26 protein-coding genes are annotated in these 25,888 nt (G+C 42.1%); 16 read left to right on the top strand and 10 right to left on the bottom strand.

The annotated features are described in order from the left end of the window. Positions 1–122: 122 nt before the first annotated feature. Complete coding sequence (locus tag CYLST_RS10970; protein ID WP_015207796.1) at positions 123–1,343, bottom strand: HetZ-related protein; 1,221 nt, start codon at positions 1,341–1,343, stop codon at positions 123–125. A gap of 74 nt (positions 1,344–1,417) precedes the next feature. Between CYLST_RS10970 and CYLST_RS34395 the strand changes: the two genes are divergently transcribed. After that, positions 1,418–1,657 (top strand): hypothetical protein, encoded by a 240-nt coding sequence (locus CYLST_RS34395; RefSeq protein ID WP_157162566.1) that lies wholly within the window; start codon positions 1,418–1,420, stop codon positions 1,655–1,657. 41 nt (positions 1,658–1,698) lie between these two features. On the opposite strand, the gene CYLST_RS10975 is transcribed toward CYLST_RS34395, so the two are convergent. Further along, positions 1,699–2,340 carry an L-threonylcarbamoyladenylate synthase gene (locus CYLST_RS10975; RefSeq protein ID WP_015207797.1) on the bottom strand — a complete coding sequence of 214 codons (642 nt, stop codon included), beginning with the start codon at positions 2,338–2,340 and terminating at the stop codon, positions 1,699–1,701. A gap of 124 nt (positions 2,341–2,464) precedes the next feature. On the opposite strand from CYLST_RS10975, the gene larC reads away from it, so the two are divergent. Continuing rightward, positions 2,465–3,745, top strand: a complete 1,281-nt coding sequence (gene larC, locus CYLST_RS10980) for a nickel pincer cofactor biosynthesis protein LarC (RefSeq protein ID WP_015207798.1) — start codon at positions 2,465–2,467, stop codon at positions 3,743–3,745. Between the two features lie 60 nt (positions 3,746–3,805). Here the strand turns inward: larC and CYLST_RS10985 are convergent, their stop codons facing one another. Then, a complete protein-coding gene (locus tag CYLST_RS10985) occupies positions 3,806–4,411 on the bottom strand; it encodes a DUF6658 family protein (protein ID WP_015207799.1) in 606 nt (201 codons plus the stop codon). A gap of 74 nt (positions 4,412–4,485) precedes the next feature. Then, positions 4,486–5,052 (bottom strand): DUF6658 family protein, encoded by a 567-nt coding sequence (locus tag CYLST_RS10990; RefSeq protein WP_015207800.1) that lies wholly within the window; start codon positions 5,050–5,052, stop codon positions 4,486–4,488. Positions 5,053–5,604: 552 nt separating this feature from the next. Here CYLST_RS10990 and CYLST_RS10995 point away from each other — a divergent pair. Continuing rightward, positions 5,605–6,528, top strand: a complete 924-nt coding sequence (locus CYLST_RS10995; RefSeq protein WP_015207801.1) for a lysylphosphatidylglycerol synthase transmembrane domain-containing protein — start codon at positions 5,605–5,607, stop codon at positions 6,526–6,528. 34 nt (positions 6,529–6,562) lie between these two features. Here the strand turns inward: CYLST_RS10995 and CYLST_RS11000 are convergent, their stop codons facing one another. Continuing rightward, the gene (locus tag CYLST_RS11000; RefSeq protein ID WP_015207802.1) at positions 6,563–7,885 is read right to left on the bottom strand and encodes a hypothetical protein; all 1,323 of its coding nucleotides are present in this window, start codon (positions 7,883–7,885) and stop codon (positions 6,563–6,565) included. Between the two features lie 1,004 nt (positions 7,886–8,889). Between CYLST_RS11000 and ndhL the strand changes: the two genes are divergently transcribed. The 4 genes from ndhL to CYLST_RS11020 all read left to right on the top strand — a co-directional run bounded on the left by ndhL (position 8,890) and on the right by CYLST_RS11020 (position 11,216). Beyond that, entirely contained in the window at positions 8,890–9,114 is a 225-nt protein-coding gene (gene ndhL, locus CYLST_RS11005) for an NAD(P)H-quinone oxidoreductase subunit L (protein ID WP_085960594.1), read from the top strand. A 25-nt stretch (positions 9,115–9,139) separates the two neighbouring features. Then, on the top strand, positions 9,140–9,451 hold the full coding sequence (locus CYLST_RS11010) for a DUF3007 family protein (protein ID WP_015207804.1): 312 nt from the start codon (positions 9,140–9,142) through the stop codon (positions 9,449–9,451). Positions 9,452–9,515: 64 nt separating this feature from the next. After that, positions 9,516–10,322, top strand: coding sequence for a tryptophan synthase subunit alpha (gene trpA / locus CYLST_RS11015; protein WP_015207805.1), 807 nt, complete (start codon positions 9,516–9,518; stop codon positions 10,320–10,322). A 237-nt stretch (positions 10,323–10,559) separates the two neighbouring features. Continuing rightward, positions 10,560–11,216 (top strand): hypothetical protein, encoded by a 657-nt coding sequence (locus CYLST_RS11020; RefSeq protein WP_015207806.1) that lies wholly within the window; start codon positions 10,560–10,562, stop codon positions 11,214–11,216. A 165-nt stretch (positions 11,217–11,381) separates the two neighbouring features. Here CYLST_RS11020 and CYLST_RS11025 read toward each other — a convergent pair whose 3' ends face one another. Continuing rightward, positions 11,382–13,304 (bottom strand): protein kinase domain-containing protein, encoded by a 1,923-nt coding sequence (locus CYLST_RS11025; RefSeq protein WP_015207807.1) that lies wholly within the window; start codon positions 13,302–13,304, stop codon positions 11,382–11,384. Between the two features lie 164 nt (positions 13,305–13,468). Between CYLST_RS11025 and CYLST_RS11030 the strand changes: the two genes are divergently transcribed. After that, entirely contained in the window at positions 13,469–13,957 is a 489-nt protein-coding gene (locus CYLST_RS11030) for a hypothetical protein (protein WP_015207808.1), read from the top strand. A gap of 278 nt (positions 13,958–14,235) precedes the next feature. Here the strand turns inward: CYLST_RS11030 and CYLST_RS11035 are convergent, their stop codons facing one another. Further along, positions 14,236–14,529, bottom strand: a complete 294-nt coding sequence (locus CYLST_RS11035) for a hypothetical protein (RefSeq protein ID WP_015207809.1) — start codon at positions 14,527–14,529, stop codon at positions 14,236–14,238. Between the two features lie 142 nt (positions 14,530–14,671). On the opposite strand from CYLST_RS11035, the gene CYLST_RS11040 reads away from it, so the two are divergent. The 8 genes from CYLST_RS11040 (at position 14,672) to CYLST_RS11075 (ending at position 22,562) form a co-directional block, all read left to right on the top strand. Continuing rightward, positions 14,672–15,202, top strand: coding sequence for a helix-turn-helix domain-containing protein (locus tag CYLST_RS11040; protein ID WP_015207810.1), 531 nt, complete (start codon positions 14,672–14,674; stop codon positions 15,200–15,202). 101 nt (positions 15,203–15,303) lie between these two features. After that, positions 15,304–15,663 carry a hypothetical protein gene (locus CYLST_RS11045; protein WP_015207811.1) on the top strand — a complete coding sequence of 120 codons (360 nt, stop codon included), beginning with the start codon at positions 15,304–15,306 and terminating at the stop codon, positions 15,661–15,663. Positions 15,664–16,228: 565 nt separating this feature from the next. Further along, a complete protein-coding gene (gene mgtE, locus CYLST_RS11050) occupies positions 16,229–17,578 on the top strand; it encodes a magnesium transporter (protein ID WP_015207812.1) in 1,350 nt (449 codons plus the stop codon). Between the two features lie 342 nt (positions 17,579–17,920). Then, positions 17,921–18,241: a thioredoxin gene (trxA, locus tag CYLST_RS11055; protein WP_015207813.1), complete on the top strand. Its 321-nt coding sequence runs from the start codon at positions 17,921–17,923 to the stop codon at positions 18,239–18,241. 198 nt (positions 18,242–18,439) lie between these two features. Continuing rightward, positions 18,440–19,447 (top strand): aspartate carbamoyltransferase catalytic subunit, encoded by a 1,008-nt coding sequence (locus CYLST_RS11060; RefSeq protein ID WP_015207814.1) that lies wholly within the window; start codon positions 18,440–18,442, stop codon positions 19,445–19,447. A gap of 333 nt (positions 19,448–19,780) precedes the next feature. Then, positions 19,781–20,647, top strand: a complete 867-nt coding sequence (locus CYLST_RS11065) for a hypothetical protein (protein ID WP_041233582.1) — start codon at positions 19,781–19,783, stop codon at positions 20,645–20,647. 83 nt (positions 20,648–20,730) lie between these two features. Further along, positions 20,731–21,723: a pentapeptide repeat-containing protein gene (locus tag CYLST_RS11070; protein ID WP_015207816.1), complete on the top strand. Its 993-nt coding sequence runs from the start codon at positions 20,731–20,733 to the stop codon at positions 21,721–21,723. Between the two features lie 398 nt (positions 21,724–22,121). Next, positions 22,122–22,562, top strand: coding sequence for a pentapeptide repeat-containing protein (locus tag CYLST_RS11075; protein ID WP_015207817.1), 441 nt, complete (start codon positions 22,122–22,124; stop codon positions 22,560–22,562). Between the two features lie 55 nt (positions 22,563–22,617). On the opposite strand, the gene CYLST_RS11080 is transcribed toward CYLST_RS11075, so the two are convergent. The 3 genes from CYLST_RS11080 to CYLST_RS11090 form a co-directional block, all read right to left on the bottom strand. Continuing rightward, entirely contained in the window at positions 22,618–23,958 is a 1,341-nt protein-coding gene (locus CYLST_RS11080; protein ID WP_015207818.1) for a TldD/PmbA family protein, read from the bottom strand. 244 nt (positions 23,959–24,202) lie between these two features. Beyond that, positions 24,203–24,382 carry a four helix bundle protein gene (locus CYLST_RS35850; protein WP_245587489.1) on the bottom strand — a complete coding sequence of 60 codons (180 nt, stop codon included), beginning with the start codon at positions 24,380–24,382 and terminating at the stop codon, positions 24,203–24,205. A 27-nt stretch (positions 24,383–24,409) separates the two neighbouring features. Beyond that, positions 24,410–25,882: a TldD/PmbA family protein gene (locus tag CYLST_RS11090; protein WP_015207819.1), complete on the bottom strand. Its 1,473-nt coding sequence runs from the start codon at positions 25,880–25,882 to the stop codon at positions 24,410–24,412. Positions 25,883–25,888 lie beyond the last annotated feature (6 nt).

Genomic DNA, 25,888 nt, shown 5'->3' on the forward strand with positions numbered 1-25,888 from the left:
TTCCCCACATTTACCTCTAATTCTCCCGTGAGTGCGGGGAGAAGTAGAGGAGATTTTTCTTGGTAACAACTGGTGTGTACACGGGATAAAACTCAGATACATTTAGTAATTTTGCCGATTCTTCAACCTGTCTGAGCTTCAGTATGACCGTTGCGGATAGCCCATGCTAGTTCTAACATTTGTGTCCAGCGCTTTTGCAGTTGTTTGGGGGTGCATTGGATGGCTTTAGCGATCGCCTGATCACTCTGACGTGCAGTTTTCAACTGGTAGATTTGCTGTTGCTGTTCTGTAAGTTGACCCCAAAAGGTATCCCACTGCTGGGAAGACAGACCCAGCTTGTGTTCTAAACCGGCACCTAACCATTGATGCACCAACTGCCATTGGTGTTGTTTAGCAAACTTTTCGACGTGGTATTTAAAACGTTGTTGCAGATAGTCGCGCTGACGGCTAGTTAGACCGAGAATTTGGTCAATTTCCGGTGCAGAGAGGTCTTGGAGTTTCAGCGATAGGTAATCCATACAGTCAGATTGACCTTGAGACTCCAAATATTTCATCAATTCAGCAATCACGCGATCGCGTTCCGACTCTTCAGATGGATCGAAATTAGCTTTAGCAACCATTTGCGATCTAATCTGTTGCACCGCCACACTGCGCTGATAAGATTCTGCTTCTTCACTCTTAGCAGAATCCACCGCCATTTCAATATCCACAGTCGTTTCCTGGGGCTGACGACGAGCAAAACCTTGAGCGCGGAGAATAATCAATTGCTGATTAGCTCCACCAGGCAAATTGATCCGGCGCTTGGCATATTGCTCTGTAAACGCCATATATTCCGCTAATTGCAACTGAGTGCGCGGCGTAAAATCTTCTGGTAATTCGTTTTCCCGACGGAAAGCTTTGATAGCTTCGATATAAAAAGCTTGCAGAAAATCTTCAATCAGGTTGTAACGAGCCTCAAAACCCAACTCTGAGCCAGCAACGGTAACGTGACGATAAACAATAGCGCCCAAACTACTATGTAATTCCACGCGCCCTTGTTTTGAACCCAGCTGGTAGTAACGCAGGCACTTTTGCAAACGATGTCTTGCCAAAGTAAGTTGCCAAGACTTGATTTGCCCAGAGGTTTGAATGCGGGAGCTTTTATCGCAAATACGTTCTACTTCTTTAGTTATCCGCTTGGCGGCAGCTAGCACACACCCGTGTCTAGCTTTCACTTGAGACTGCATTTCTTCAGATAGCAGTTGAATCAAGCTATCCGTATTGCTGGCTGACAATTCTTCAGTCGTAACATGAAGGTCAAAAGCAGGTGTCGAATTTGGCAGATTGGCGAGGTTGGCTTTCATGACTTTTCCTGGAAGTGGTATTGCACCTTAACTAAAACGCAGACACAGCAAGCCAGTCTTAGCTGGAGAATCTTTTGGTTGTCATCCATCAAGACTCGCCGCGTGTATTGCTCACATATAAGACTGTAGGAAATTTAATCAAGCTAAAGGGACGTCAATGTGTCGCTTTTTGCATAAGCAACCGCATCCCCGATGGCACAGGGGTTGCTAAAACTAATCCAAACCCTTGCCATGCCGAGATTTGTTGCCATCCCTTTATCCGCGTTCTCAGTGCCTCTGAGTATGACAATTTTAAAACTGGAGCAAGTTTATAATATTTTCCGAAAATGCGGGTTGCGCCTGTGAAGTTTGATTCTTATACCCAAGCTGCTGCTGCTTCCCAACCTAAACCTCTCCGTGTAATAACTGGTTCGTCTGCCGTCAAGTCTAAAATGGTAGACACCTGATATGTGGGTTCTTCACCAGTGTCTATAATTATGTCTACCAAATTTTCCAACCGGTCAAATAGCTCTGCCTGTGACAGAATAGATTCTGGCTCAACTCCATCATCTGGTGGCAGATGTGCCGAAGTCGAAATAATCGGATTTCCTAAGGCTGCCAGTAATGCCAAACACACATGATGATTTGGCACTCGAATTCCCGTCGTTTTCCGTTTAGGACTTTGCACCAGTCGTGGCACTAGCTTGGTGGCAGGTAGCAAAAACGTGTAGGGGCCTGGTATGAGCCGCTTCATAATCCGATAGGCTGTATCACTTACGAAGGCATAAGTCGCCACATTTGAAAGCGAGGGACATAAAAATGTCAGTGGTTTATCATTTGCTAGCTGCTTAATTTGCCGCACTCTTTCCACTGCCGACTTGGCATTCAAATCACAACCAATTGCATAAACTGTATCAGTAGGATAGAGCATGATAGCGCCACTGAAGAGCGCCGACTTTATTTCCTCTATTCGCCGATTTTGAGGATTATCAGGATGAACTGCGAAAATTTTTGCCATAAAAGATATTTATGTTGATTTTTGGGGGTTTGACTTGCCAGGAAGATCTAAAAAATGGGGACTGGGATAATTATTAATGCCCAATGCCCCATCTTCAATTACCAATTCTTACTAATTCATATATATGAGCAAAGTCGCTTATCTTCAATGTCCAACAGGGATCTCTGGTGATATGTGCCTGGGAGCCTTGGTAAGTCTGGGCGTTCCCATCGAGTATTTAGTTGAAAAACTCGATCGGTTGGGAATTGAACAGGAATACAAATTGCGGGTAGAACAAGTCCTGCGTCAAACCCAGCAGGCGACTAAAGTCCATGTGGATTTAGTACACCATCATCACCACCACGATCATGAACACAGTCACCATCATGGACGCCACTTACCAGAAATAGAGGAGATGATTCTCAAAGCTGCGTTGCCATCACGGGCAGAAGCTTGGAGTATGTTTGTATTCCGACAGCTAGCAGTTGCTGAAGGGGCAGTACATGGCATTGAACCAGAAAAAGTTCATTTCCATGAGGTGGGTGCCGTAGATGCGATCGCGGATATTGTCGGCACTTGCCTAGGGTTGGATTGGTTGGGCATCGACAGCGATGCCGCAGGATTGCCTCTACTATACTGCTCGGCTTTCCCGACTGGTGGCGGCACTGTTCGCGCCGCCCATGGTCAGATGGCGGTGCCAGTACCAGCGGTATTGAAATTATGGGAAATGCGCGGTTGTCCTGTTTATAGCAACGGCATAGAACGAGAACTGGTGACACCGACAGGCGCTGCGATCGCCACTACCCTGGCAAGAGACTTTGGTCCACCACCCCCAATCACCATCCAGCAGGTAGGACTAGGAGCAGGTTCCCTCGATTTACCCATCCCCAATATACTACGCCTCTGGCTGGGAGAAAGCACAACTTTACAGTCAAATATCACCGATTTTGGCGATACCAGCCCAAGTTTAGAAACTATTTCTGTACTAGAGACCCAAATTGATGACTTAAATCCCCAGGCAGTTGGCTATCTATTCGATGCCTTATTTGCCGCTGGTGCGGTGGATGTGTTTACCCAGCCCATCGGCATGAAAAAGTCCCGTCCGGGGATATTGCTGACTGTGATTTGTCATCCCGAAAACCTACCAAATTGTGAAGCGATTTTATTCCGCGAAACTACTACTTTGGGAATTCGGCGAACCACTCAACAACGCGCCATCTTACAACGAGAAATTCAACACATCGAAACTGAATATGGCAAAGTGCGTATCAAAGTAGCATGGATTGGGCAAACACCAGAAAAAGTTATTGCAAATGTGCAGCCAGAATATGAAGATTGTGCAGACTTAGCGCGAAAACATAATATTCCCTGGCGCGAAATTCAAAGGCTGGCGCTACAGGGTTGGTACTTAGCACATCAAAACTAGCGATCCCACCTAAAAAAATTAGGACAGGCGTCTCGCCTGTCCTCAAGTGACTGATTAATTTCAATCAGCTTCTCTAAAAGTCCTCTTCACAGCTTCGGTTGCATCCTCAGCTGCCCTCTGAGCATTTGTCTTAGTATCCTCAGCCCCACGTTGAAAACTCTTTGTCAAGTTCTTTGCAGCATTTTGGGTGTTTTCTTGGAGGTTTTCAATTCCTCGCTGAGTCCCCCTAGAGACGCCTTCCCGCACTTCTTCAGCTGAACTGCCGACATCTTCACCCAAGTTCTTCACCCTTTCACCAAAAGGTGTGCCTTCCCGATAATTTCGGACATATTGTTCAGTAGAGTCAATCCCCTTCTGCTCGACATTTCTCTGAGCATTTTCTCTCAAATCTTCAGCTCTAGCTTTTGCAGCTTTCTCGGCAGCTTTTGCTCTCGGATCTACATCACTAAAGTTGTTCATTCCCCCTTCGTAGGGAGTAGAGAGATCATAACTTTTTGTGGGATCGTATCGTACAGCATTAGGCGGTTGGGAAGAAGGCTGTGGTGGCTGTGCAGCTATTCCTGGACGATTACAAGCTTGTGCCAAAACTAGAAATGTTCCTGCCAAAAATACTGTCAAAACTTTCAGGGGGCGAAGGTTTTTCAGCCAAGTAATTACTTTATTCATAGTCCTACTCCTTGGGTTTACATGACTAAATTAAGTGTTAACCAATCTGCAATCTTGGTAACAAAACAAGATTTTTATTTACCTACTGCTGGATTCTTTTGTAATTCAGGTCTAGCGCTGGCTTCGTCTGCCTTTTCTTTTAAAAAGCTAGAAGCATCTTCAACCGACTCCTTCACAGTTTCAATCCGTTTTTGGATGCGAGTTCCTAAATCTGGTGTTCGTTGAATTAAACCACCGGGTTTAGCCTGTTGGAAGTCTTTTTGCGTGATGATTGGCAATTCTGCTTCTTTGTTAACTCTACCTCTTGGGGTTTCAGCACCGGGGTAAAGTATTTCTGATTCGTTATTGCTAGCAATCAATAATTGTGAGCTTGACTGTAAGCTGGCTTGATCGCGTTCCTGCTTGGCTGTTTCAGTGGTAACTTTTGGATCAGTGGACATTCGTAAATTTGTATATTTGTCGCCACCGCCCTTATAAGGATTGTTTGCACCACCAGCTTGCACAGCAGGATTTTCTGGATTTGCGCCTTGAGTATTTGCCCCACTGCAAGCAGTGCTAGCTATCAACAAAAACCCAGCCAAAAAGACCGTTAAAATTTGGCGCAGTTGCAGTTTTTTTAAGAAACCTATCAGAGCTTTCACAATTCCTCCTTTCAACTTAAAACAAGCTAATTATTTTGCTTGATAATTGGTCAAGCTGGTTTGAGCGCTTGTTTTGTTTGTCTATCTCTTGAACAACCCCTTTCTAGAATAGGAAAAAAAAATATCCTTTACCTCTAGCGTAGGTCACATTATACTGAGGAATAAACTGCTATTTGTATCTAACTATAGAGAGATATTATTTAATATCAAGAGCTTTTGATTAGGTTACTGAGTCCGAGGATGTTGTTAGCATATTTGCCAGATTGGATCAATTGATGCTGACTACTATCAGCCTAAAGAAAGATATTAAATGCGTAAATGTAATGTCTGAATAGCCGCATAAAAATAGCCAGATGTCAAAAAATTTGAGAATATCGGCGTTGAGACAAAACTTTTTCATTGCTCAATAAATATAGAAAATTTGTAAAAACAGCTACACATATTCGTCTAACACCTCAAGTATGTTTGTTGAAAATATTTGAAACATGTAGCTGATATACCATAAGATTTAATGTGTTTATCCCAAGCTGTTCTAACTGTTAAACTACCAAAATGATGAAGCAAATTTTACGCTGGCTAATTTTGGGCGGGACGCTATTTTTTTTAGGTAAAGCCATAAAAGATCACTGGCTTGAGGTGACTGCTATCCGTATTGATGATGTCGGATGGACAATTTTAGCGATCGCTACAGGTGTAACTCTACTGGCACATACTTGGGCAGGTTGGGTATGGACTTGGATTCTGCGAGACTTAAATCAACCTGTACCATCTTCTCAGTTTATCCAAGTTTATCTAAAAACCAACATTGCCAAGTATTTGCCAGGGAACATCTGGCATTATTATGGGCGAATTGTCGCCGCAAAAAAGAATAATGTTTCTGCTGGTGCAGCTACTTTAAGCGTATTACTAGAACCACTACTCATGGCAGCAGCTGCTTTAATTATCATTGACTTATTCGCTACACAAGTTGCGATAGCTAATACCAATATTGCTTTGCAAAGCCTACAATTTGTGAGTCTAGCTGTAGTACTTTGTGGGGTTCATCCTTGGTTTTTAAACCCAGTCATTCGCTTTTTGTACCGCTTGAAGAGAAAAAAGTCTGATACTAATACTCAGTCAAGTATTAGTTTAACTATTGAACGCTATCCCCTGCGACCTTTGTTAGGAGAATTGGTTTTTTTGGGACTGCGTGGCTCTGGGTTTATCTTAACTATATTTGCCCTAAGTCCGTTGCATATCAGTCAAATGCCTTTGTTGCTAGGGGCTTTTAGTTTTGCTTGGTTGCTAGGGTTAATTGTTCCCGGTGCCCCTGGTGGGTTAGGTGTATTTGAAGCAACTGCGATCGCACTTTTGCAAAACCGCTTGGACGCTGCTTTAGTCATTAGTGCGATCGCCCTGTATCGTCTAATTAGTATTGTAGCTGAAACCGCTGGTGCAGCTTTAGCTTGGCTTGATGAACGCCTTGCTAATTCCTGAGTGTGGGGTTTTCCCTTTCAAGTCTACACTTATTTTATGATTGTGCATCTAATTTCAACTGGGAAAACACACGATAAGCATCGAGATTCAACTGAGGCTCAGAGTTTTCTTCATCTTGTTTCATTTTAATTAAGCTGTATTCCACATCTTCTGCATAAATTGAAAACGCAATATTAAAAATTTCCATAAAATGAATTAACCATTTACATTGTTCCACCGGATATTTTTCATAATAAGTAATTAAGTGAGCAATACAAATTTCTAAATGTGTCCGCGAATTTTTACAAATCAGAATAATTTTCAGTAGTACAATTACCAATGTTAAAGCATGACCCTGTGACAGCAATAAAATGAATAATGCCGATGGCTGCTTACCATTTTCTGTTGTTAAGCAATTAATCACTCGGTTACAAATACTCAGCAAAAATTCTTTAGTGATGATCTCACCATTGTGTTCAACCTTCCAAAAAGATAATTTCTCTGCTAAATCATGCCTTAATATCTCTACAAATTCTTGAGTTTCTAGAGAATAAAATAAATATTTTAGGATATTTTCTTTAAACTCTCCTAAAGTTTGATCTTTAGTTTGGTTGATAAAAATATTAGCAATATTATCATAACTAAATGCACCATTTTTGACAATAATCATCTTGATTAAACGCAAAACATTATCTCCCAAGATACTGGGATTTTTGTAGTTTGTTGTGCTGAAACTGACAAATTGAGAACGAGCAATGTACATTGCCAGATCAAACTTAAATTTGTCTTTCATCTGTTTAGAGAGCTTTCTGGCAGCTTCTTTTTGCTCTGTCGGATTGTTTTTATTAAATGATTGAGCAACTAATAAATACGCAGTGTATCGTCTCGACCAATTACCTTGAGTTTGTACTTCATATCTGGAAGAAAATATTTTTAGTTCTTCAAAGTCATGGCTGTTGACAAAGTTGTTTAGCCAACTTTTGTAAATGTTTATCCTTGGAAAATTACTGGTCGTTTGGGATACCTTGTAATTAGCAAATAAAGCAACTAATTCTTGGATATATTTAGTTTTTCGCTTTGTATCCCAGTTATTTACTATTATGTAGCAACACCGCTTAATTGTATTGCGAAAATCCTGTTCTTTATCTTCCAAAAAAAGTGCATATATTCCTGTCACAGAATCAGCATTCTCTAAATCAAGACAATCTATAAATAAACGGTTAAATTCCTGCAAAACTTCTTCTGGCGTCCATTGTTTGACAATTTTTCCAAAGAAGCTATAAATCCTTTCTTGTGCAGTTTGTTTATTTATCTGTTGAGAGTCAGATTTAACAATATCCTGATGTCTTTGATTACTTGGTAAACTATTATCGGTCATGCCAATCCTCAAGACTAACTAAATTTTATGATTTTATTGTTATCCGATTAACCTGGAAAGTATTAACATTAATTTATACTTATAATTAAGTATTTATTTTGCTCTGAGCGAAGTTTAATAAGCATACAGCATAGAATACTAATATTTAATTATTCATTAAAAAAAATTACTGAAACTAAAAATTGCTCGCGTTCACCTCCAACGCGTACTGCGATTGGCTACTCTAGGTGCGCTCCGCGCCATCGCATCATGAGGTAATTGATTTAGCCGAGACAATCCGACAAATATACAAGTAGACCCGCCCATACTTGCTAGGCGGGTCTATTTAGATTTTTAGTTGCTTGATGGGGGTGGAGGGACTTGAACCCACACGACCTTTTACGGTCAACGGATTTTCATTTTCCCGCAGTTTTCACTGCTGCCTAGTCGCTCTAAAAGCTTGAGGCTTTGAAAATTGGACTCTCCCTTTACCCTCGACTTTACGTTAGGGTAGCTCCCGTCGGGTCTCTGCACCTTCCCTGAATTTTGGATTTTGGATTTTAAATTTTGGGTTGAAGTCCAAAATAAAATCTCAAATTCTAAATTTCTGGGCTTGGCTCAGGATTGCCATGTCTGTTACCAGATTTAGGTTTCCCTGAGTTTGAGAGCTTCCACTTGAAAGATTTCTCTATCAAGGCTCAGTTATCTAAGTCCGTAGCGTCTACCATTCCGCCACACCCCCAAAGGGTCGCTTACCGTTGAGAGGCAGTAAATACCTCCTCATCTATTCCAGCACTAATTGCGTCTTTTGTGCAACTAGATTTTAAAAGTGTTGTCTAGTTTGGCTGCACAAACACGTTTGCTGTGGCTACACCATCATAGCATAACTTTAGATTTTTTACCAAGACCATGCCAAAATTGATCATAATTCCGGCGCTTGAACCTTAAAAGCTTTAGATGATACTTCCCTCAGTCTAGGCGTTCAGCCTATGATGGGAAACATATGCACCAAATAGTCGAATCAAATCCCACAAAGAATTATGGTTGTAGCCCTACTGTATCTGACTTTAGCTGGAGCTTATCTGTTAGCAGTACCAATTGCTGTCCTGCTATACCTGAAGCTACGGTGGTATGTGGCTAGCTCTGTGGAGCGTGCCTTCATGTACTTTTTGGTGTTCTTCTTCTTTCCGGGTTTGTTGCTGCTATCGCCGTTTGTGAATATTCGACCCCAGCGGCGACAAATCGTTTAATTAAGATTGGTAGGTCATAACTCTCATGCGACGCATTGACGCAATTGGCATTGGTATTGGCATTTTTGTGGCTGGTGGCTTGGGATATCTAGGATTGCAGCTAGTAGGATTAGATGCATCCAAGGCTGGGATCTGGAGCCAAGTCTTGCTAATCGCTGGCTTAGTTGGTTGGTTAGCTACATATCTTTTTCGAGCGGGGGGGAAAAAAATGACCTACCATCAACAACGAGAAGAGTATGAACAAGCTTTTTTCCAAAAGCGGCTGGATGAACTTAGTCCTGAAGAATTAGCAAAAATTCAAGCTGAGATTGAACAGGAAGAACAAACTCAGGTTTAAAGTTATCGTTGGTCTGTTGTTTGTTACGATTGACTACTGACCACTGACCACTGACTACTGATTAATGACTGCTATTTCCGCGTGCTTTGAAAATCTTCGGCGGAATCATGAGTGTGCTCTGATTCCGTTTATTACTGCTGGTGATCCAGATTTAGAAACAACAGCGAAAGCTTTGCAAATTTTGGATCGCTCTGGAGCAGATATTATTGAACTGGGTGTACCCTACTCTGATCCGTTGGCAGATGGCCCGGTGATTCAAGCAGCGGCTACCCGCGCTCTGCAACGGGGTACCTCATTGGATAATGTGCTGTCCATGCTGCAAGAGACTACTCCCAGTTTAAAAGCGCCGATCAGCTTATTTACTTATTACAACCCAATTTTGCACCGAGGGGTAGAAAAGTTTCTCCAGCAAATTGCGGCTGCTGGGGTAGCAGGGCTGGTAGTGCCTGATTTGCCCTTAGAGGAGGCGGCAGGCTTGCTGAAACCAGCGAGTGAGAGGGGGATTGACGTGACATTGTTAGTGGCTCCTACGAGTTCTGCCCAACGGATAGAAGCGATCGCACATTCTTCTCTGGGTTTTATCTATTTGGTAAGTGTGACGGGTGTCACGGGGATGCGATCGCAACTGGAAGCGCGAGTGCCAGATTTAATCAAACAAATTCGTGGTGTTACTGATAAGCCCATCGGTGTCGGCTTTGGCATTTCCCAAGTTGAGCAAGCACGTCAGGTTAGGGATTGGGGTGCAGATGCGGCAATTGTCGGTAGTGCTTTTGTCAAACGGCTGGCAGAAGGCACACCAGAACAAGGGCTGAATGCGATCGCTGAATTTTGCCAAAGTCTCAAATCAGCCATCACAACAACCGAAGTATAAATACTCCCTCTTGAAGACTGGGAGAAAGTAGATTAAAAAAGTATAACGGTGTAGTTTTTTGTCATCTCTATGTGGACAATTTGACCGATATGGTATTGAATATTAACAGCATATATTAGGCTGTAAAATAAACTAGCTGATCAGGTCGCTTATAGTTTGGGTATTATGTCGAAGTGAAGTAGGCGAGAAATTCTATGTGTGTGAGAGTGAGTCAGTCACAATTGAGGAGCAAAGGCGATGAGTGAGAGTATGGCATTTATCGGCGGGGTCGCTGTAGCTGGGCTGGCGGCTCTCGTACTGTTGAAAGGGACAAATACTCCCCTACAATCTAACTTCGCTATTCCCCAAATGCCCTCCCCGGTAATGGCACCCCAGGTAATGCAGCCAATGCAATACCCTCCTTATGGTGGGCAACCAGCATATCCCAATCCACAACCAGTTGCTCCCAATCCTAACCAGAGTGTGGAGACAGAAAAACTGAATATCCAGAACGAGCGCTTGAAATCTGAGAATGAACAGATGAAGGCGCAAATTCAACAACAGCAGAACCAACTCCAATATCTCACCCAGGCGGTGTGGAATAATAATAACCAGCAGAATAACCAACAAAGAATAGCACCAGCAGCATTACAGCCGCAAAATGATAATCTTTGGTGGCGTTCACCCATAGTTTGGGCAGTGGGTGGCGCAACTCTGACTATTGGTGGTGGTATTGTTGTCGCTGGGGTCTTAGCTTTGTTTTCACCCCGGCAACGGTCTTCCCGCACTGTCCAAGTGATTCACCCCTACCACGGACCAACACCACCCTTAGCTCCTGTACGTCGGGCTGAGTTTTTGCCCTCGCGTGCAGAAGCAAGGCGAGTTGAAACCCCAGAATACGACGAAATCCATTAACAGTGAACTACCTACAGTGACATTCGGTACACTGTAGGCTTCCCAATTCATCGGGAATTGCCTCAACCATAGTCGAATTCAGCAGTAACTGTCAGCAGTCTTCAGCGGGCGGTTTTTTGAATATTAAGAATTATTGCCAGCAGATGTTTAAACGCAGCGCTTAAACTATAAACCACCGTTGGGAGTTTCTATAGTAGCGGGTTTGTCAGTGTTGACAGATTCCTGTTGGGGTGGATTTTGATTAACTTGGTTGTCTTTCTTGGGAATTACCTGTTTGGCTAAATTTTCGGCGGCTTGTTTAAATAAAGGGTCTAATTTATCTCGCCAGTATTTAATATTGGGCAACTTTTCAGGATTGTCTCTATAAGCTAAAACTTTATCCCATTGACCTTGATCTATTGCCGTATTGATTTCATTCGAGAGAGCTTCTGCTTTTGCCCAATCTTGCTGCCACTGATCAATTATCTTAGCTGTTTCTTTGATGCCAGAAGCAGCATTTGCTGGAATCGACCTAAGGGTGGCGATCGCACCTAGCAAATCTCCTGATTCATACTTTTGCCTCGCTTGTTGTACAATCTGAGCACTGTTATCAGCAGGTTTTGCTGCCTCAGAATTTCCAGAGTCAGAAGTTGAGTTTTCTGATATTTCTGGTGTGGGAATGACTACGCTAGATTTTGGTTGCGGTTTAGGCACTGATCTAGTCGCAATCAAGGAACTATCATCTACAGTCTGAACACCAATATCTTTGTCACGTAGGCAAGAAACCCATTGATTGTTATTGGTAATGACATCTGAGTTTGCCCAAGCCAAACGTCCAGAGTTAAGTTTAACCTCCACCCAACCCCGTTTTGTCCGTCTGCCAGTCACCTCAAATTTGGTGTCCTTAGTAATGGTTTTAACAATCGTGCCAGAATTGATCGCACTCGGTTCAGAACGGACATTAGAATTCCCCTCCACTACAACCGAGCAGTTTTTTGCTGTAGCGACATCATTCCCCGTTAAATTAGCAGTTAAATTTTGCAACTTGGGATAGACATTAGCTGCCAAAGCTGCTGCACCACCTGCCAATAATATGGCAATTAACAGAGGCAAAGGGTCGGGTCTATTAGGGTCTTTACGGGTAGGTTTGGAGATAGCAGGAGCAGAATTGGCGGGAGCAACAGCGAGGGTTTTTTGCTGTCCCAATACTGGCGATGGGGCGGGTTTAGTTGGAAGATTACTAGGTTTTTTAGGTAGTTCTAGAGGTGTGACAGGTGGAGAGTTGGGATCAACCAAATCTCTACAGGCTTGCAGTGTTTCTGTAACGTTTTGATAGCGGTCTTTGAAGTGATAACGCACCATCTTGGTTAAGACTGCTGCCAATTGGGGATTGACAGAAATTAAATGCTGCCAAATAAATTCGCCAGTATCGGGGTCTTCTTGTAATTGGCTGGCGGGTATACCAGTTAGCGCTTGAATGGCGATAATACCGAGAGAATAGATATCACTGTTGGGGCGGGGTTTACCTTGTCCTTGTTCTGTAGGCATATAGCCAGGAGTGCCAATAGCTACTGTGGCTGTGGGTGGTGCGCCAACCGCCACCAGATGAGTACGCAATTGTTTAACTGACCCAAAGTCTACTAAAACTAATCTATAATCAGACGAACGACGAATAATATTATCTGGCTTGATGTCGCGGTGAATTACGCCTTGCTGGTGGACAAATTCCAAGATGCCCAGAATTTCCAGCAACAGATGGATTACTTGGCTTTCACTCCAGCGCTGACCAGGTATGAGTTCTTCACTCAAGGTATATCCGTCAATAAACTCTTGGACTAAGAAAAATTCTTGGTTTTCGTCAAAGTAAGCCAAAAGCCGGGGTATCTGGTCATGGTTGCCCAGCTTTTCTAAGGTATCGGCTTCATTTTGGAACAGACGCTTGGCGGTGTCAAAAATTCTCGGGTCAGAACTGGCGGGTTTGAGGTGCTTGACAACGCAGATGGGATTGCCTGGCCGCCTGGTATCTTGGGCAATGTAGGTTTGACCAAATCCGCCTGTGGCCAGGACGCGAATGACTTGGTAACGATGGTCTAGCAGTTTGCCTATCATAATTCCCTTCCCAGGTTTAACACCTATTTTTCCCGATGGTAATAAATATCTCCAAATTTTCTTCCATGAAATCCGCTATCTTGAGAAAAGATTTAGACTAAAAACGCAGTTTCTTAATCAAAGCCAATCGTTAATTTGTCTTTCAGACTCCCTGTTTACTACCAATGCCACCTAAAATAACAAATTCTGACGCATGGCAACAGGCTGAACTCCTCATGCAACCTGCTTTCATTCGCGTTATCGATAATCTTCGCAAGCAACTCGATGCATCTTCCTGGAAAGGAACTTACCAAGATGTACTGATTTGGCCTGCTAGCACCACCGAAGAAACGAAAGCATTGGTAAATCAGTTGTTGCAAGACATGGATTCGGCAACGCCAGAACAAGCAGAGGAAATCCGAGCGACTCTTGCCGGTTTGCCCATGCCCCATCCAGGATATCATTTGAGTTTGCAACGTCAACAGCAGTACGTAAGTATAGATTTGTGGGATCTGTGTTATCAAGTGTGTTTTATTAATTACAGCCCAGAAAATGTTGAAGTAAGTATTGATACCAGTTTAATCGATGAATTTGGTGATGTCGATTGGCAGCGCTTGGAAGATAAAACTAAGGAGTTAGTTGAGCAGGTTTTTGTCGGTTTACCAGAGGGGTGAAGCCCTAACGATTAAAATCGCGCCACTTGCTTCAACGAGGGAAAGCCGCGCAACGCAGTGGCTTGGCTACCAGAACGTTCGCGTAGCGTCCCGTAGGGATAGCCCACGAAGGTGGGCTAAGAGGTAATACAGTTCAGTTAAGCAATTTTTTCCTTCTCTTTATCCTCTTTCTCTGTGTCCTCTGCGCCTCTGCGGTTCGTTATAAAAATGATTTTCACAAAGAGTGCTAGTCTTAACTGAATCGTACTGGGCTAAGAGGCGATCGCATCGCATTTTCTTTAAGCAGCAAAATCTGCCAATATGCGGCAGGGAGTGCGATCACTTTTTGTAATTGAGTCGCTGTAGTCTTTTAAGTCAGTTGTCTCTGACTGTGTTTTCTGTTTAGCAAGAAATTCTTCCATCCCTGGAATTTCTAACTGGTGTTCGTTAATCTGATTTTCTGGAATCTTAGTTGATACATCCTTGATGGCTTGTAAAGTCATCTCAGTATTTTCTGAGAGTGTTTCCTGCTGGGTACAGAATTCTTCCATCCCAGGGATTACTAATTGAACAAAACTAGAATTATCTTTCATAGGTTCACTAAAACGCTGCTATGAATATCATGCTCATTACGCAGCTACGCAGCTCAATAGACACCTGTATAATAAAAAAGAGTACGCGGAATACGCGGAGTACGCAGATTGAGCTAAATGCGGTATTATAATTATAAAAGTTATGAATAAGCAGCAGTTTCAAGAAGCTCTAGAAAAGATAAAAAAAGCACCTAAAAGAGTAGAGGTGTTGCAGTTGGTATTGGATGGACATACTAATGCTAAAATTGCTGAGTTAAAAACACTTGATGAAGGAACTGTACGCAAGCATATTTCTAATCTATATAAAAATTTTGGTATTAAGAATGAATTTCCAGGTGATAAACCTTTAAAAGACCAATTAAAGGCTTTATTCCTCCAGCATAAACCGGAATGGGTAAGAGATTATTCTTCTGAACTCACAACTGAAATTAGTAACCAATCTAAAAATCAAATTCATGACAGCATATCTTCTTTAGTTCCGTCAAATAGCGAATTCTTTACAGAAATTGAAGAAGATTTGATGTCCTTAGCAGTCAGTATACTAGAGCAGCTTGGTTTTGACCAAAAGTTTAAGATGAATGGGGGAGGAAATTGTGTAGGTTATAGACTTAAAAATCCTGGAACAGCAGATAAACGCTATCAATTATTTATTCAAGGACTATACAGGGATTAATTATTTCTATTAATAAAGATATTTTAGAACCATATTTACTCAAGTTTTTTTATTATGTACATATAGGTCACTGTTGGGGTGAGAACACAGCAGGAAAATTCTTGGTAATACCTGGTAGAGAAAAACTTTTCTTAGAGTCACTTGATCCTAAATACTGGAATGTATTAGAAGTTGAAGGTAAAACCGTAGGTGATGTTTATTTAAATGACCGAGAGAATCCAGAATATTATGATTATACAACGGAGGATATAACTAAGAAATGTCTGAATGGCTTGAATGAATATTATGTGAGTAACGTTGAAAGCTATTTAGTGATTTATGAGGATAATGAATTCAGTTATACATGGAAGATGATTATAGAGTCAAGAGAAGTATTAAAAGAACTTCTTAGTTTTTTCGGTAAAATCTTAATGAGTATACAGCCGGATGATACATCTGATAATGATGATATACCTTTTTAAAAAAGCAGCTTTCATTGTATATATGACTTGTTTTAAAATATCGCCTTTTTCACCCCTGCGCCATTGAAGCCGCTACGATAAGATGAAAGTGAAGTCTTCAGCACCAAACCCAAACCTATAATTAACAGATATATCCCCTCTCGCTTTTAATTGCCTGATATTGTGGGGTCAATACTTTAAGTATAAATACATATTTTCTCTACGCCCTAAGACTAAACATATTTCTTGTAATGTAAATATTTTGACTCTGTAAAGTTTGCCAATAAAATCGCTTATTGGCTTGACATAGGATATATGAGTAGTAGAATCAACACTAAGCAAACCTAAATCTGGGCAAAGAATGCTTAAGTGTGTAGAAAATTACTACTTAAGCACGTTATGACTCACCACCTATCGGATAAAACCATTCCGCGTTAGGATGATGAGTCAGTGATGCCTTAATTTAGATATCAATATTGAGTTTTTAAGATTGTATGGACAGAAGTCCACCAGATGGCAGTACCAACCTCCTCTAAGCTGGCGAGACAGTCTCCCAGCGAGGGGGAGACCTTAGGAGGCATTTATCATGCTCATGCAAGACGTTCGCAATTCATTAGACATTGCCGATCTGAATCAGCTGAAATGCGATTTAAATCATTTACAACCGGTGGATGTGGGGGAGTACATTTCAGAATTGCCTGAACAACAGCGGGCGATCGCATTTCGGCTACTCAACAAAGGGCAAGCAATCGATGTATTTGAATATTTGCCAACAGACGTCCAGGAAGAACTGATCAACTCCCTGCATGATGCCCAAGTAGTGCATCTTGTGGAAGAAATGAGTCCTGATGAACGGGCAGAATTGTTTGACGAACTCCCGGCTGGAGTTATCAAACGCTTATTAAAAGAACTGAGTCCCGAACAAAGGCAAGCTACAGCCACAATTCTCGGCTATCCAGAAGGCACCGCTGGGCGGGTGATGACAACCGAATATGTGCGGCTGCGGGAAGGATTGACTGTGGGCGAAGCCTTAAGTAAAATCCGGCGTCAAGACGAAGACAAGGAGACAATTTATTATGCCTACGTCACTGATGATAACCGCACCTTGGTAAGCGTTGTTTCTTTGCGTCAGTTGTTATTTACCTTTCCCGAAGTTTTAATTAGAGATATTGCTAGCGATCGCGTCATCAAGGTAAAAACCGAAGCCTCCCAGGAAGAAGTTGCCCAAATCATGAAACGCTATGACTTAATCGCTATCCCCGTAGTTGATCGGGAAGATCGATTAGTCGGCATTATCACCATTGATGATGTAGTCGATATTTTGGAAGAAGAAGCTACAGAAGATATCCAAAAACTGGCGGGTGTAAGTGGTGACGAAGGGGCTTTATCCTCGCCCCTAGCCACAATTATCAACCGTTTACCTTGGTTGCTGGGGATTATGGGGCTTTATATTGGTGCAGCCAGTGCGATCGCCCCATTCCAATCTGTAATTGCCGCCGTGCCAGTTCTCGCCGTGATCATGCCAATTTTTTCTAATACTGGTGGCACTGTGGGCATTCAAGCTTTAACAGTCACAATTCGCGGCTTGGGTGTGGGCGAAGTCACACCTAAAGACACGCTAAAAATTCTCCGCAAAGAACTTTTAGCCGGTGCAGGTACCGCCCTAGCTTTAGGCATAACCATGATCCTGCTTTCCCTGATTTGGGCCCGCCCTCAAGAGAGATGGGTGGCTTTAGTTGCTGGAATGGTGATGGTAACTAATACAATTGTTGCCGTCACACTCGGCACTTTACTCCCAATGGGGTTAAAGCGACTCAAGCTTGATCCTGCCTTGGTTAGTGGGCCGTTATTAACAACTATGCTCGATTCAATCGGGTTTTTAACCTTCCTGACTCTGATTTCTTTGGCTTTGAAAGTTTTCCATTTAAAACCTTAATCAAAACCACTTCCAAAGGCTTGATAGATGCGTAATCTGTTTGAGATATTATTCATAGATTAATTTCCACAACACATAATATTTTTGTCAGAACTTACGCATCTCTAGCTAATTCTGTATTTTCTGGATCTCTAAAAAGATGGCAAATCCCAACTAGATAACTAGCAACTATCACCCCACCTTTGATTCACATCTGCCAGTTAATTTCCCTCTACATCACTCTAGCTCTCGACAAAGTGCAATTGCTCTCTTCAAGTTGCCAGAACTTGACAAAGATCCACTTTTTAGCTTAATATCAAGCGCTAGCTAATAAGATTACTAATTTTTATTACCGGAATAACCATGACTACAGTATCCCAGATTGAAGACAGCGAATTCGATGTACTTCTAGAATCAGAACCAATATTTGTCGTTGATTTTACTGCTCCTTGGTGTGGCCCTTGCCGCAAAATTACTCCTTTGATAGAACAACTTGCTGACGCATATCAAGGTCGCGTTAAAGTCCTGAAAATTGATATCGATAAAAACAAAATAGCCGCCAGAAAATATGGAGTCAAAAGCATTCCAGCGGTACTAATTTTCAAGGATGGAGAAGTGGTAGAAAATATAGTTGGCGTCGTACCATACGAAAATTTTGTGACTGCTGTTGAGAAGCATGTTTAAGTTATAGCGAAATTAGGCAACTTGAAACATTTTTTCCTGCCATCTGTCTACTATTACCCTTCACAGGTGTTAATTTGATAGAAGACAAGTGCTATTATTTTTTCTGCAAAGTAAATTAAAAAGCTGTAGAGATGCGATCACTTACGGCGGGGCGTAGCCCATCGCACGCGTGTCTAAGCGGAGAACTGATAGCAATTTATGCCTACTACCACCTGGAATCGTCATCACATTCTGTCCCTCGCTGACTTCACGACTGCTGAATATGACGCTGTATTGCAAACTGCTGCCTCTTTTCTAGAGGTGCTTTCACGGCGGACGAAGAAAGTGCCAACCCTCCAGGGACAGGTAGTGGCGAATTTATTTTTTGAACCCTCAACCCGCACTCGCAGCAGTTTTGAAATTGCTGCTAAACGCTTAAGTGCGGATACGCTGAACTTTGCCGCTGCTAGCTCTTCGATGACGAAGGGAGAGACAATTCTCGACACGGCGAAGACCTATTTGGCGATGGGAACTGATATTATGGTGATTCGCCATCGCGAGGCAGGAGTGCCATATGCGATCGCTCAAGAAATGGATCGTCTAGGTGAAAAAGTCAGCGTTCTCAATGCCGGCGATGGTCAACATGAGCATCCATCCCAAGGACTACTTGACTTATTTACCATTTGTACCTTACTTGACCCAGCACAGCCGCGAATAGAACTGTTACAAGGTAAAAAAATTGCCATTGTCGGGGATATACTCCATTCTCGCGTAGCGCGATCAAATATTTGGAGTTTAATTGCCGGTGGTGCCGAAGTGCATCTGGCAGCACCACCAACCCTTTTACCTAAACTATTCGCTGAGTATCTCTCTGAAGAGGGAGATAAAAAAGCCACTCAAGAACGGTTATTTCTTCATTGGCAGCTAGAACCAGCTTTGCAGGATGCCGATTTTGTCATGACTTTACGCTTGCAAAAAGAACGCATGACCGCTCATTTACTGCCAAGTTTGCGAGAATATCATCAGTTATTTGGCATTACACGCCCAAAGCTCAAACTGTGTAAACCTAACGTCAAAGTTTTGCATCCAGGCCCAGTTAATCGGGGTGTAGAAATTAGCTCAGATTTAATGGATGACCCAGAATTTAGTTTGATTCAAGCGCAAGTTACCAGCGGTGTAGCGGTTCGTATGGCCCTATTGTATTTCATCGGTAGCGGCAAGGTTTAAGGATTCAACAATTTTCTCAGATGATGTAGATGCTCATAGCTCTATCAGGGCATACTAGATGAAGTAAACACCGTCCGTCTTCCAGCCTGATTAAACGCATCTACTACCCCTTTGGGCAACGCCGTAGTGATAAAATCTGGGGGTAGTTCTGCGGAGTGGCCATGCCTTCTGCGTGGCAACTATCAATTACCGCCCAGAAAAGTTTTGTTTGCCTGAATTTGCGCGATCGCATATTTAAACCCCGCAAATATTTATAACTAGAAGGGACAGATGGAGAGAAAAATCCCAGTCCAGAGTTTATTTTTATCTGACACCTATGCCGGAGATTTACCGATGAAAACTCTATCTAGCCTCGATGAAGTAACTAAATATTTAGAACAACATGAAAACTCAAAACGGATTAAAAAATTAGTATACTCTGCTTGTAAAGGTATTTGGGAGAACGATCAAGATACGCTAGACAGGTTTAAATTACAAGAATTAGTTCAAGAATTATTCAGGTTAAACCCAACTATAGATAAGTTAAATGATGCTTTATCTAAAGTTGTAAAAACACTTAATAAACAAGCTGAATACACCCTAATTGCCCGTGTAATTTATCATGAGTTGAAGAAGCTATATATACCAAATGAGGAAACAACAGGAATATTAGTAAATCCGCCTAATCAACAAGAACCTGTATTTTCTCATCCTAGACAAAGCCCATCAAATCCTATAGAGCAATCTTCAAACAGTCACACCAATTATCGATATAATCAGTTTGATTTACGGCAAAATATAATGAAATATACTAACCCACTTAGGGCTAAAATACTTTTATTTTCTGCCCTTGACAATAACTTTAATTTCAATGAAGAAGACTGGCTCAAACTGAGAGCAGAAAAACTTGATGATTTACTGCGGAAATTATTTAATACTTGTCCAACTATCAAAGAGCTTGAATCTAAACTAAATAGTACTGTTATATCTCTAGACAACCTGGATGAAAATACTCAAGCAGCCAGTGCCATCATCCAATCCATGCGAAGTTTATATGCTGATATGTTATCTAATGCCAACAAATATCAACCCTTTAACAGCGACTCATCTCAAAAAACTCTAACAATAGTTAATCCTAATGCTCAAACCGCATTAAAAAGTGATGACAATAGCAATAATACCTGTCAATTTATAATACCCCCTACGAAAGATGCGCTCTAACCAACAATGATGGATGGTAATTTTTGGCAATTGTTGAGCAAGGAAAAATTTGGAAATATTGCGGTAATTGAAACAGGAAAACTATGGATGCCAATGAAGTTATTAAGCGATATGCAGATGGAGAAACAAAATTTATCGACGCCAACTTAAATGGGGCAAATTTTTTTGGTGCAGACTTAATCGGTATAGCCTTGAATAAGGCAGATTTACAAAATGCTATCCTAATTTTTAGCTATCTAAATCGGGCAATCTTGAATAGGGCAAATCTAATTCGTACAAAGCTAAGTGGTGCGAATCTAAATCAGGCGAGTTTAATCAGTGCCAACTTGCATGATGCTGATTTACATGGTGCATCTTTGCAGGGTGCTGATTTGCGTAATGCCAATTTAACTTTGGCGGAGATGCTAGATACTAACTTGATGGATGCAGACTTGCGTGGAGCAGATTTGGCGGGTGCTAATCTAACAGGTGCTTGCCTGCGTGGTGCTAACCTGCGAGAAGAAAAGAGAATGTACTCTGCTAGTCTACGGGGAGCTAACCTACATAAGGCTGACTTGCGGGGGGCTGATTTAACTGGTGTAGACTTAGCTAAAGTTGATTTGAGTGGTGCTAACTTGAGTGAGGCAACGCTACGTTATGCCGATTTGAGTGATGCCAACCTGAGTGAAGCAATTTTGGATAACGCATCTCTGAGCGACACTAATATGATTCGTGCTAATTTGAAAGGTGCTAACCTGATGAATGCTAGACTAGAACGGTCAAATCTGATTGATGCCGAACTTACAGGTGTTAACTTGCGTGGTGCAATTATGGCAGATGCTAAACTGACTAGAGCCAAGTTAAATCGAGCAAACCTGAGTTTTGCGAGACTGAATAGAGTTGATTTGAGTCGGGCTAACCTGCGCGAGGCTAACCTAACTGAAACAGACTTGGTTGATGCCTATCTTGCTAGAACAGACTTGACTGGTGCTAATTTAAGTAAAGCAAATTTGATCAGAGCAGAAATTAGTAGTGCAAATCTGACAGGTGTAGATTTGCGTGGCGCGGTAATGCCTGATGGAACAATTAACAACTAAAAAGATAGCATGGGCAATACCCACTATTTTTATGATGGTAGGTACTGCCCAACTACAATTTTCTTAACTGAACCGTATTGACTTATATCCCCATTTTTGTATAGGTTTCACTGCTATAGCAATTCTATTTGATTTGCTTTCCACCGAGAGACTCAGATCCCCGACTTCTTGAAGAAGTTGGGGATCTTTTTGTTCGTAACTCATTTAGACTAGCCCAAGAAAATTTCTGAGCAGCATATCATTTTAGCGTTTTCGCTCTAGCTCAGGTATGAATACTGAATCTAATTTTCTCACCGGTGAAGTCTTCCGCTCGCATGAGGACAAAATACAGGGAATTTGAGACGATGGGATCATAGGAGTTGAGCAATAAGTTCTAAAAGTTGTGAGGCTAAAAAAGTATGAGACCTATATTTTTGACCGCGGCAGCTTTACTCAGCACATTATCTCTAGCTGCTCCCGTTGCCGTCAAGGCTGAAAACCCCAATCTCGTCAGACACTTGTTAGAAACTAGAGAATGTTTCGGGTGTAATTTGTCAGGGGCTAATCTCGAAGGCGCTCACCTCATAGGTGTTGATTTGAGGAACGCAAATTTGATAGGTGCTAATTTAGAAGGCGCTAACTTAGAAGGCGCAGATTTAACTGGTGCTAATTTGAAATCTGCTAATTTAACAGAAGCGTTTGCCAGTGATACTAGCTTCAATAATGCTAATCTTACTAATGCTGATTTGAGCGATGCGAAATTATTTAATGCTCAAGTCGAGGGTGCTGTCATGATTGGTACTAATTTAAGCGGCGCTGATGGCGTTGATGACATGAACGGAATGGGAGGAGAAGAATAAAGGTTAGAAGTTAAGAGTTTAAGAATGAAAACTCCTAACTCCTATTTATTGACCTTTACTCACCAGTAATCGAAAGTTCATTAACCCAGATTCTGGGACAAACTCCTCCTGGAGTTAACTCAACCTCTTTTTCTACATAAATAATTGAGTTCAAAACTTCCAAGAAATCGCCGGCAACAGTTGCCGACTCAATACTTGTCTTGACACCTTTATTGATTAACCAACCATCAAACGGCAGAGAAAACGAACCTTGCAAAGCTTTTACTCCAGCGTGAAGAGCTTGTAAATCATCAATTAAAATCACATCTTCCGCAGTGTCTAAGCTAAATTCCTGCTCAGGAAATCCAGCAGCGAAAACGTGATAAAAATTTGGTCCAACGCTGACTTTAGCACCGATACTGGCATTACCTGTTGGTTGAGCATTCAACCTTTTAGCAGTTCCCGCACTGTGGAGAAAGCTTTTTAAAACACCATTTTCTATCAGTGAAACCTGACGGGTAGGAGTGCCTTCACCATCAAAACTTTCAGCACCAACATTCGCTGGGTGCAATGCATCATCAAAAACTGAAAGTAGGGGGGAAGCAATTTGTTTACCTAAATCATCAGGGGTAGATAAGCTTTGATTATCCAAAATGCTTTGAGCATTAAACAAATTAGAAAAAGCACCCAGCAGACTTAAGAAAGCTTCCGGAGAGAAAACAACTCGATACTTACCAGTTGTAACTTTTTCATAGTTCAAGTGGCTGATAGTTTTTTCGGCGGTTTCTTTAATGCAACCATTAATATCTAGAGTATCTAATTTTTGGTTGATTCTGAAAGCGCCTGCACTGCGAGGTTTTTTACCTTCTTCCTCAGTTTTGCTGTACAGATAAACCGATGCTAAAGAGTGAGATTCGGTTCTGATAGCGCCATCACTATTGAGATAAAATCTGTCAATATCTCTTTGTGCCAAACCATTATAAGGCACTCCTTTAATGGCGGGATGAGCGGCTAAAAGTTCTTTTTCTGCTACTAATAATTTTTCTATCAGTTCAGAAGCTGCTGCTTGGGGTGCTTTGTTGTGGGGTGTATTGGGGATAGGAATTGTTGCTTCTGGACTAAAATCAGGGACATTTTCCTTAACACCAAAAAAACTAGCTTCGTAAGCAGTTTTTAAAGCTAATTCCAATCCTTTGGGGTCTACATCTGTGGTGCTGGTGACACCCATTGTATTCTCCTCATTCCAAACCCGCACAGTAACACCAGAGCGATTTGAGGCTTTGACTTGTTTTGGCTCACCTTGGTCAACCTGGACGCTAGTTTCATCTACTGCTGAACCATAAATATCAAATTTCTTGATACCAAGTTTATCAGCATTTTCTTGAGCGTAAGTTGCAATTTCTTCGATTTTCGGCATAATCAATTTTGGATTTTAGATTTTGAATTTTGGGTTTAGTCAAGAGGCAAGGTTAGATTTTAAATTTTGGATTTGTGTTGATCTCGCAGCAGTTTTATTGATGCAACTTTCATAGCTAGAATTTCGGAAGTTTCTTCCATCAAAGTTTTCAGTTTATTGGCGTCCATTAATCCTGATTCAACCAGAAGTTCCAGCTAATAAAGAGTTTCATCTGCTGCTTCTTCAACGATACCAAGTTTGGCAATCAAATCATCTGTAGACTTGGCTCGACAAGCTGCTCGATAATAGCACCAACAGAAGTAGCTGAACGTAACAACTGTTTGCCAATTAGATCAGCAGTTCTAGTCTGTGGGAGTGCTTCTACTAGACGAATTACTCGCAATGCAAGCTGCTTGGTTCTAGTTTTAAATTGCTGCTCATTCACAATCCAAAATCTAAAATCTAAAATTCTCTAGCGTCCGCCAACGGTAATAGAATCAACCTTAATGTGTGGTTGTCCGACTGTGGTGTAAATGCTGCCGCTGACTGAGCCACAAAAACCGGGTGCAAGTTCCAAATCTTGGGAACACATGGAAATTTTGTTCATAATTTCTTTAGCTTCACCGATGAGAATAGCGCCTTTTAATGGTTTAGTGAGTTTGCCATTTTCAATCAAATAAGCTTCATCAACACTAAAGTTAAATTGACCTGTAGCGCCAACACTACCGCCACCCATTTTTTTACAATAAATCCCTTTATCAACAGAGGCAAATAAATCTTCGTTGGTGTATTCGCCAGAGTCAATATAAGTATTTCGCATCCGGCTAGCTGCGGCAAAAGTATAATTCTGGCGGCGTCCACTGCCAGTTCTGGGGTGTCCTGTGCGTACAGAACCAGTTCTATCTGCTAAGAAGTTTTTGAGAACGCCTTTTTCAATTAATAAAGTTCTTTGACCTGGCATACCTTCGTCATCCATATCAATGGTACCGAAGGCATTTTCAGCGCGTCCTTCATCCCAAGCTGTCAGACTTTCGTGGGCAATTTTTTCGCCTTTTTTGTCAGCAAAGGGTGTGGTATTACGTTCAATTTGGGTAGTTTCTAACAGGTGTCCGCAGGCTTCGTGGAAGATTACGCCGCCAAAGTGATTGGCCATAATGATGGGATAAGTGCCTGATTCTACGTAATCTGCATAGAGCATTTTACCAGCGGATTCGGCTATTTGCTCGGCGGCTTGTTGATAATCCCAGGTTCTCAGGAAGTTGGCATCACTGGTGTTACCATCACGTGCACCAATGGAGGTACGATTGGCACCATCAGCGCAGAGGATGTTAAATCCTACGGACTGGGTGAGGCGAATGTCACGAGCAAAGGTGCCATCACTAGCGGCGACTAAAACTTCTTGCCAATCTCGGAAATAACTAGCGCGGCGTGATTGTACGTGGCTAGCTTTTTTATTGAGGGTGGCGGTACCATCAAGGAGGACTTCTCCCATTTCTCGAATGGAACTACACAGGGGTAGCCAGCCATCTTTGCCTCTTTTTGTGGCGTAGTCTCTGAGTAATTCTAGGTTGATTTCGGGGATGAAAGAGCTAGGTGCGGGTAGTTGCAATCCCAGGATGGACAGACCTTTTTCTAAGGCTGCTTTTAAGCCAGAGAATGAAAGGTCATTGGTGCTTACGTAGCAGTCGGCTTTACCGCGAAATACTCTGACTCCTGCACCTGTGGCTAGACTGGGTGAAATGCTGGTGATGGAGTCGTCTTCTGCGAGACAACTGATATAGTTGCGATGCTCTAAGAAATATTCAATAAAATCGGCACCAGCGGCGCGTCCTAGTCCTAAAAGGGTAGCTAGGGGAGCTTCCCAGGTTTCATCGAATCGCTCTGGGGTGGAGGAATATTGTAGTGTGGGGAGTTGATTTGAGAGAAGTAGCGTATTTGTAAGCATGGGGAG

It is taken from the genome of Cylindrospermum stagnale PCC 7417 (genome assembly GCF_000317535.1).
Taxonomy (GTDB): Bacteria; Cyanobacteriota; Cyanobacteriia; order Cyanobacteriales; family Nostocaceae; genus Cylindrospermum; species Cylindrospermum stagnale.

Coding starts and splice junctions, on each gene's coding strand:
- CYLST_RS11080 (WP_015207818.1), bottom strand. CDS start 23,958: ATGCCGAAAATCGAAGAAATTGCAACTTACGCTCAAGAAAATGCTGAT.
- trxA (WP_015207813.1), top strand. CDS start 17,921: ATGACTACAGTATCCCAGATTGAAGACAGCGAATTCGATGTACTTCTA.
- CYLST_RS11090 (WP_015207819.1), bottom strand. CDS start 25,882: ATGCTTACAAATACGCTACTTCTCTCAAATCAACTCCCCACACTACAA.
- CYLST_RS11060 (WP_015207814.1), top strand. CDS start 18,440: ATGCCTACTACCACCTGGAATCGTCATCACATTCTGTCCCTCGCTGAC.
- CYLST_RS10985 (WP_015207799.1), bottom strand. CDS start 4,411: ATGAATAAAGTAATTACTTGGCTGAAAAACCTTCGCCCCCTGAAAGTT.
- CYLST_RS10970 (WP_015207796.1), bottom strand. CDS start 1,343: ATGAAAGCCAACCTCGCCAATCTGCCAAATTCGACACCTGCTTTTGAC.
- CYLST_RS10975 (WP_015207797.1), bottom strand. CDS start 2,340: ATGGCAAAAATTTTCGCAGTTCATCCTGATAATCCTCAAAATCGGCGA.
- larC (WP_015207798.1), top strand. CDS start 2,465: ATGAGCAAAGTCGCTTATCTTCAATGTCCAACAGGGATCTCTGGTGAT.
- CYLST_RS11000 (WP_015207802.1), bottom strand. CDS start 7,885: ATGACCGATAATAGTTTACCAAGTAATCAAAGACATCAGGATATTGTT.
- CYLST_RS11040 (WP_015207810.1), top strand. CDS start 14,672: ATGAATAAGCAGCAGTTTCAAGAAGCTCTAGAAAAGATAAAAAAAGCA.
- CYLST_RS11035 (WP_015207809.1), bottom strand. CDS start 14,529: ATGAAAGATAATTCTAGTTTTGTTCAATTAGTAATCCCTGGGATGGAA.
- trpA (WP_015207805.1), top strand. CDS start 9,516: ATGACTGCTATTTCCGCGTGCTTTGAAAATCTTCGGCGGAATCATGAG.
- CYLST_RS11020 (WP_015207806.1), top strand. CDS start 10,560: ATGAGTGAGAGTATGGCATTTATCGGCGGGGTCGCTGTAGCTGGGCTG.
- CYLST_RS11010 (WP_015207804.1), top strand. CDS start 9,140: ATGCGACGCATTGACGCAATTGGCATTGGTATTGGCATTTTTGTGGCT.
- CYLST_RS11030 (WP_015207808.1), top strand. CDS start 13,469: ATGCCACCTAAAATAACAAATTCTGACGCATGGCAACAGGCTGAACTC.
- mgtE (WP_015207812.1), top strand. CDS start 16,229: ATGCTCATGCAAGACGTTCGCAATTCATTAGACATTGCCGATCTGAAT.
- CYLST_RS11065 (WP_041233582.1), top strand. CDS start 19,781: ATGAAAACTCTATCTAGCCTCGATGAAGTAACTAAATATTTAGAACAA.
- CYLST_RS11070 (WP_015207816.1), top strand. CDS start 20,731: ATGGATGCCAATGAAGTTATTAAGCGATATGCAGATGGAGAAACAAAA.
- CYLST_RS11025 (WP_015207807.1), bottom strand. CDS start 13,304: ATGATAGGCAAACTGCTAGACCATCGTTACCAAGTCATTCGCGTCCTG.
- CYLST_RS10995 (WP_015207801.1), top strand. CDS start 5,605: ATGATGAAGCAAATTTTACGCTGGCTAATTTTGGGCGGGACGCTATTT.
- CYLST_RS11075 (WP_015207817.1), top strand. CDS start 22,122: ATGAGACCTATATTTTTGACCGCGGCAGCTTTACTCAGCACATTATCT.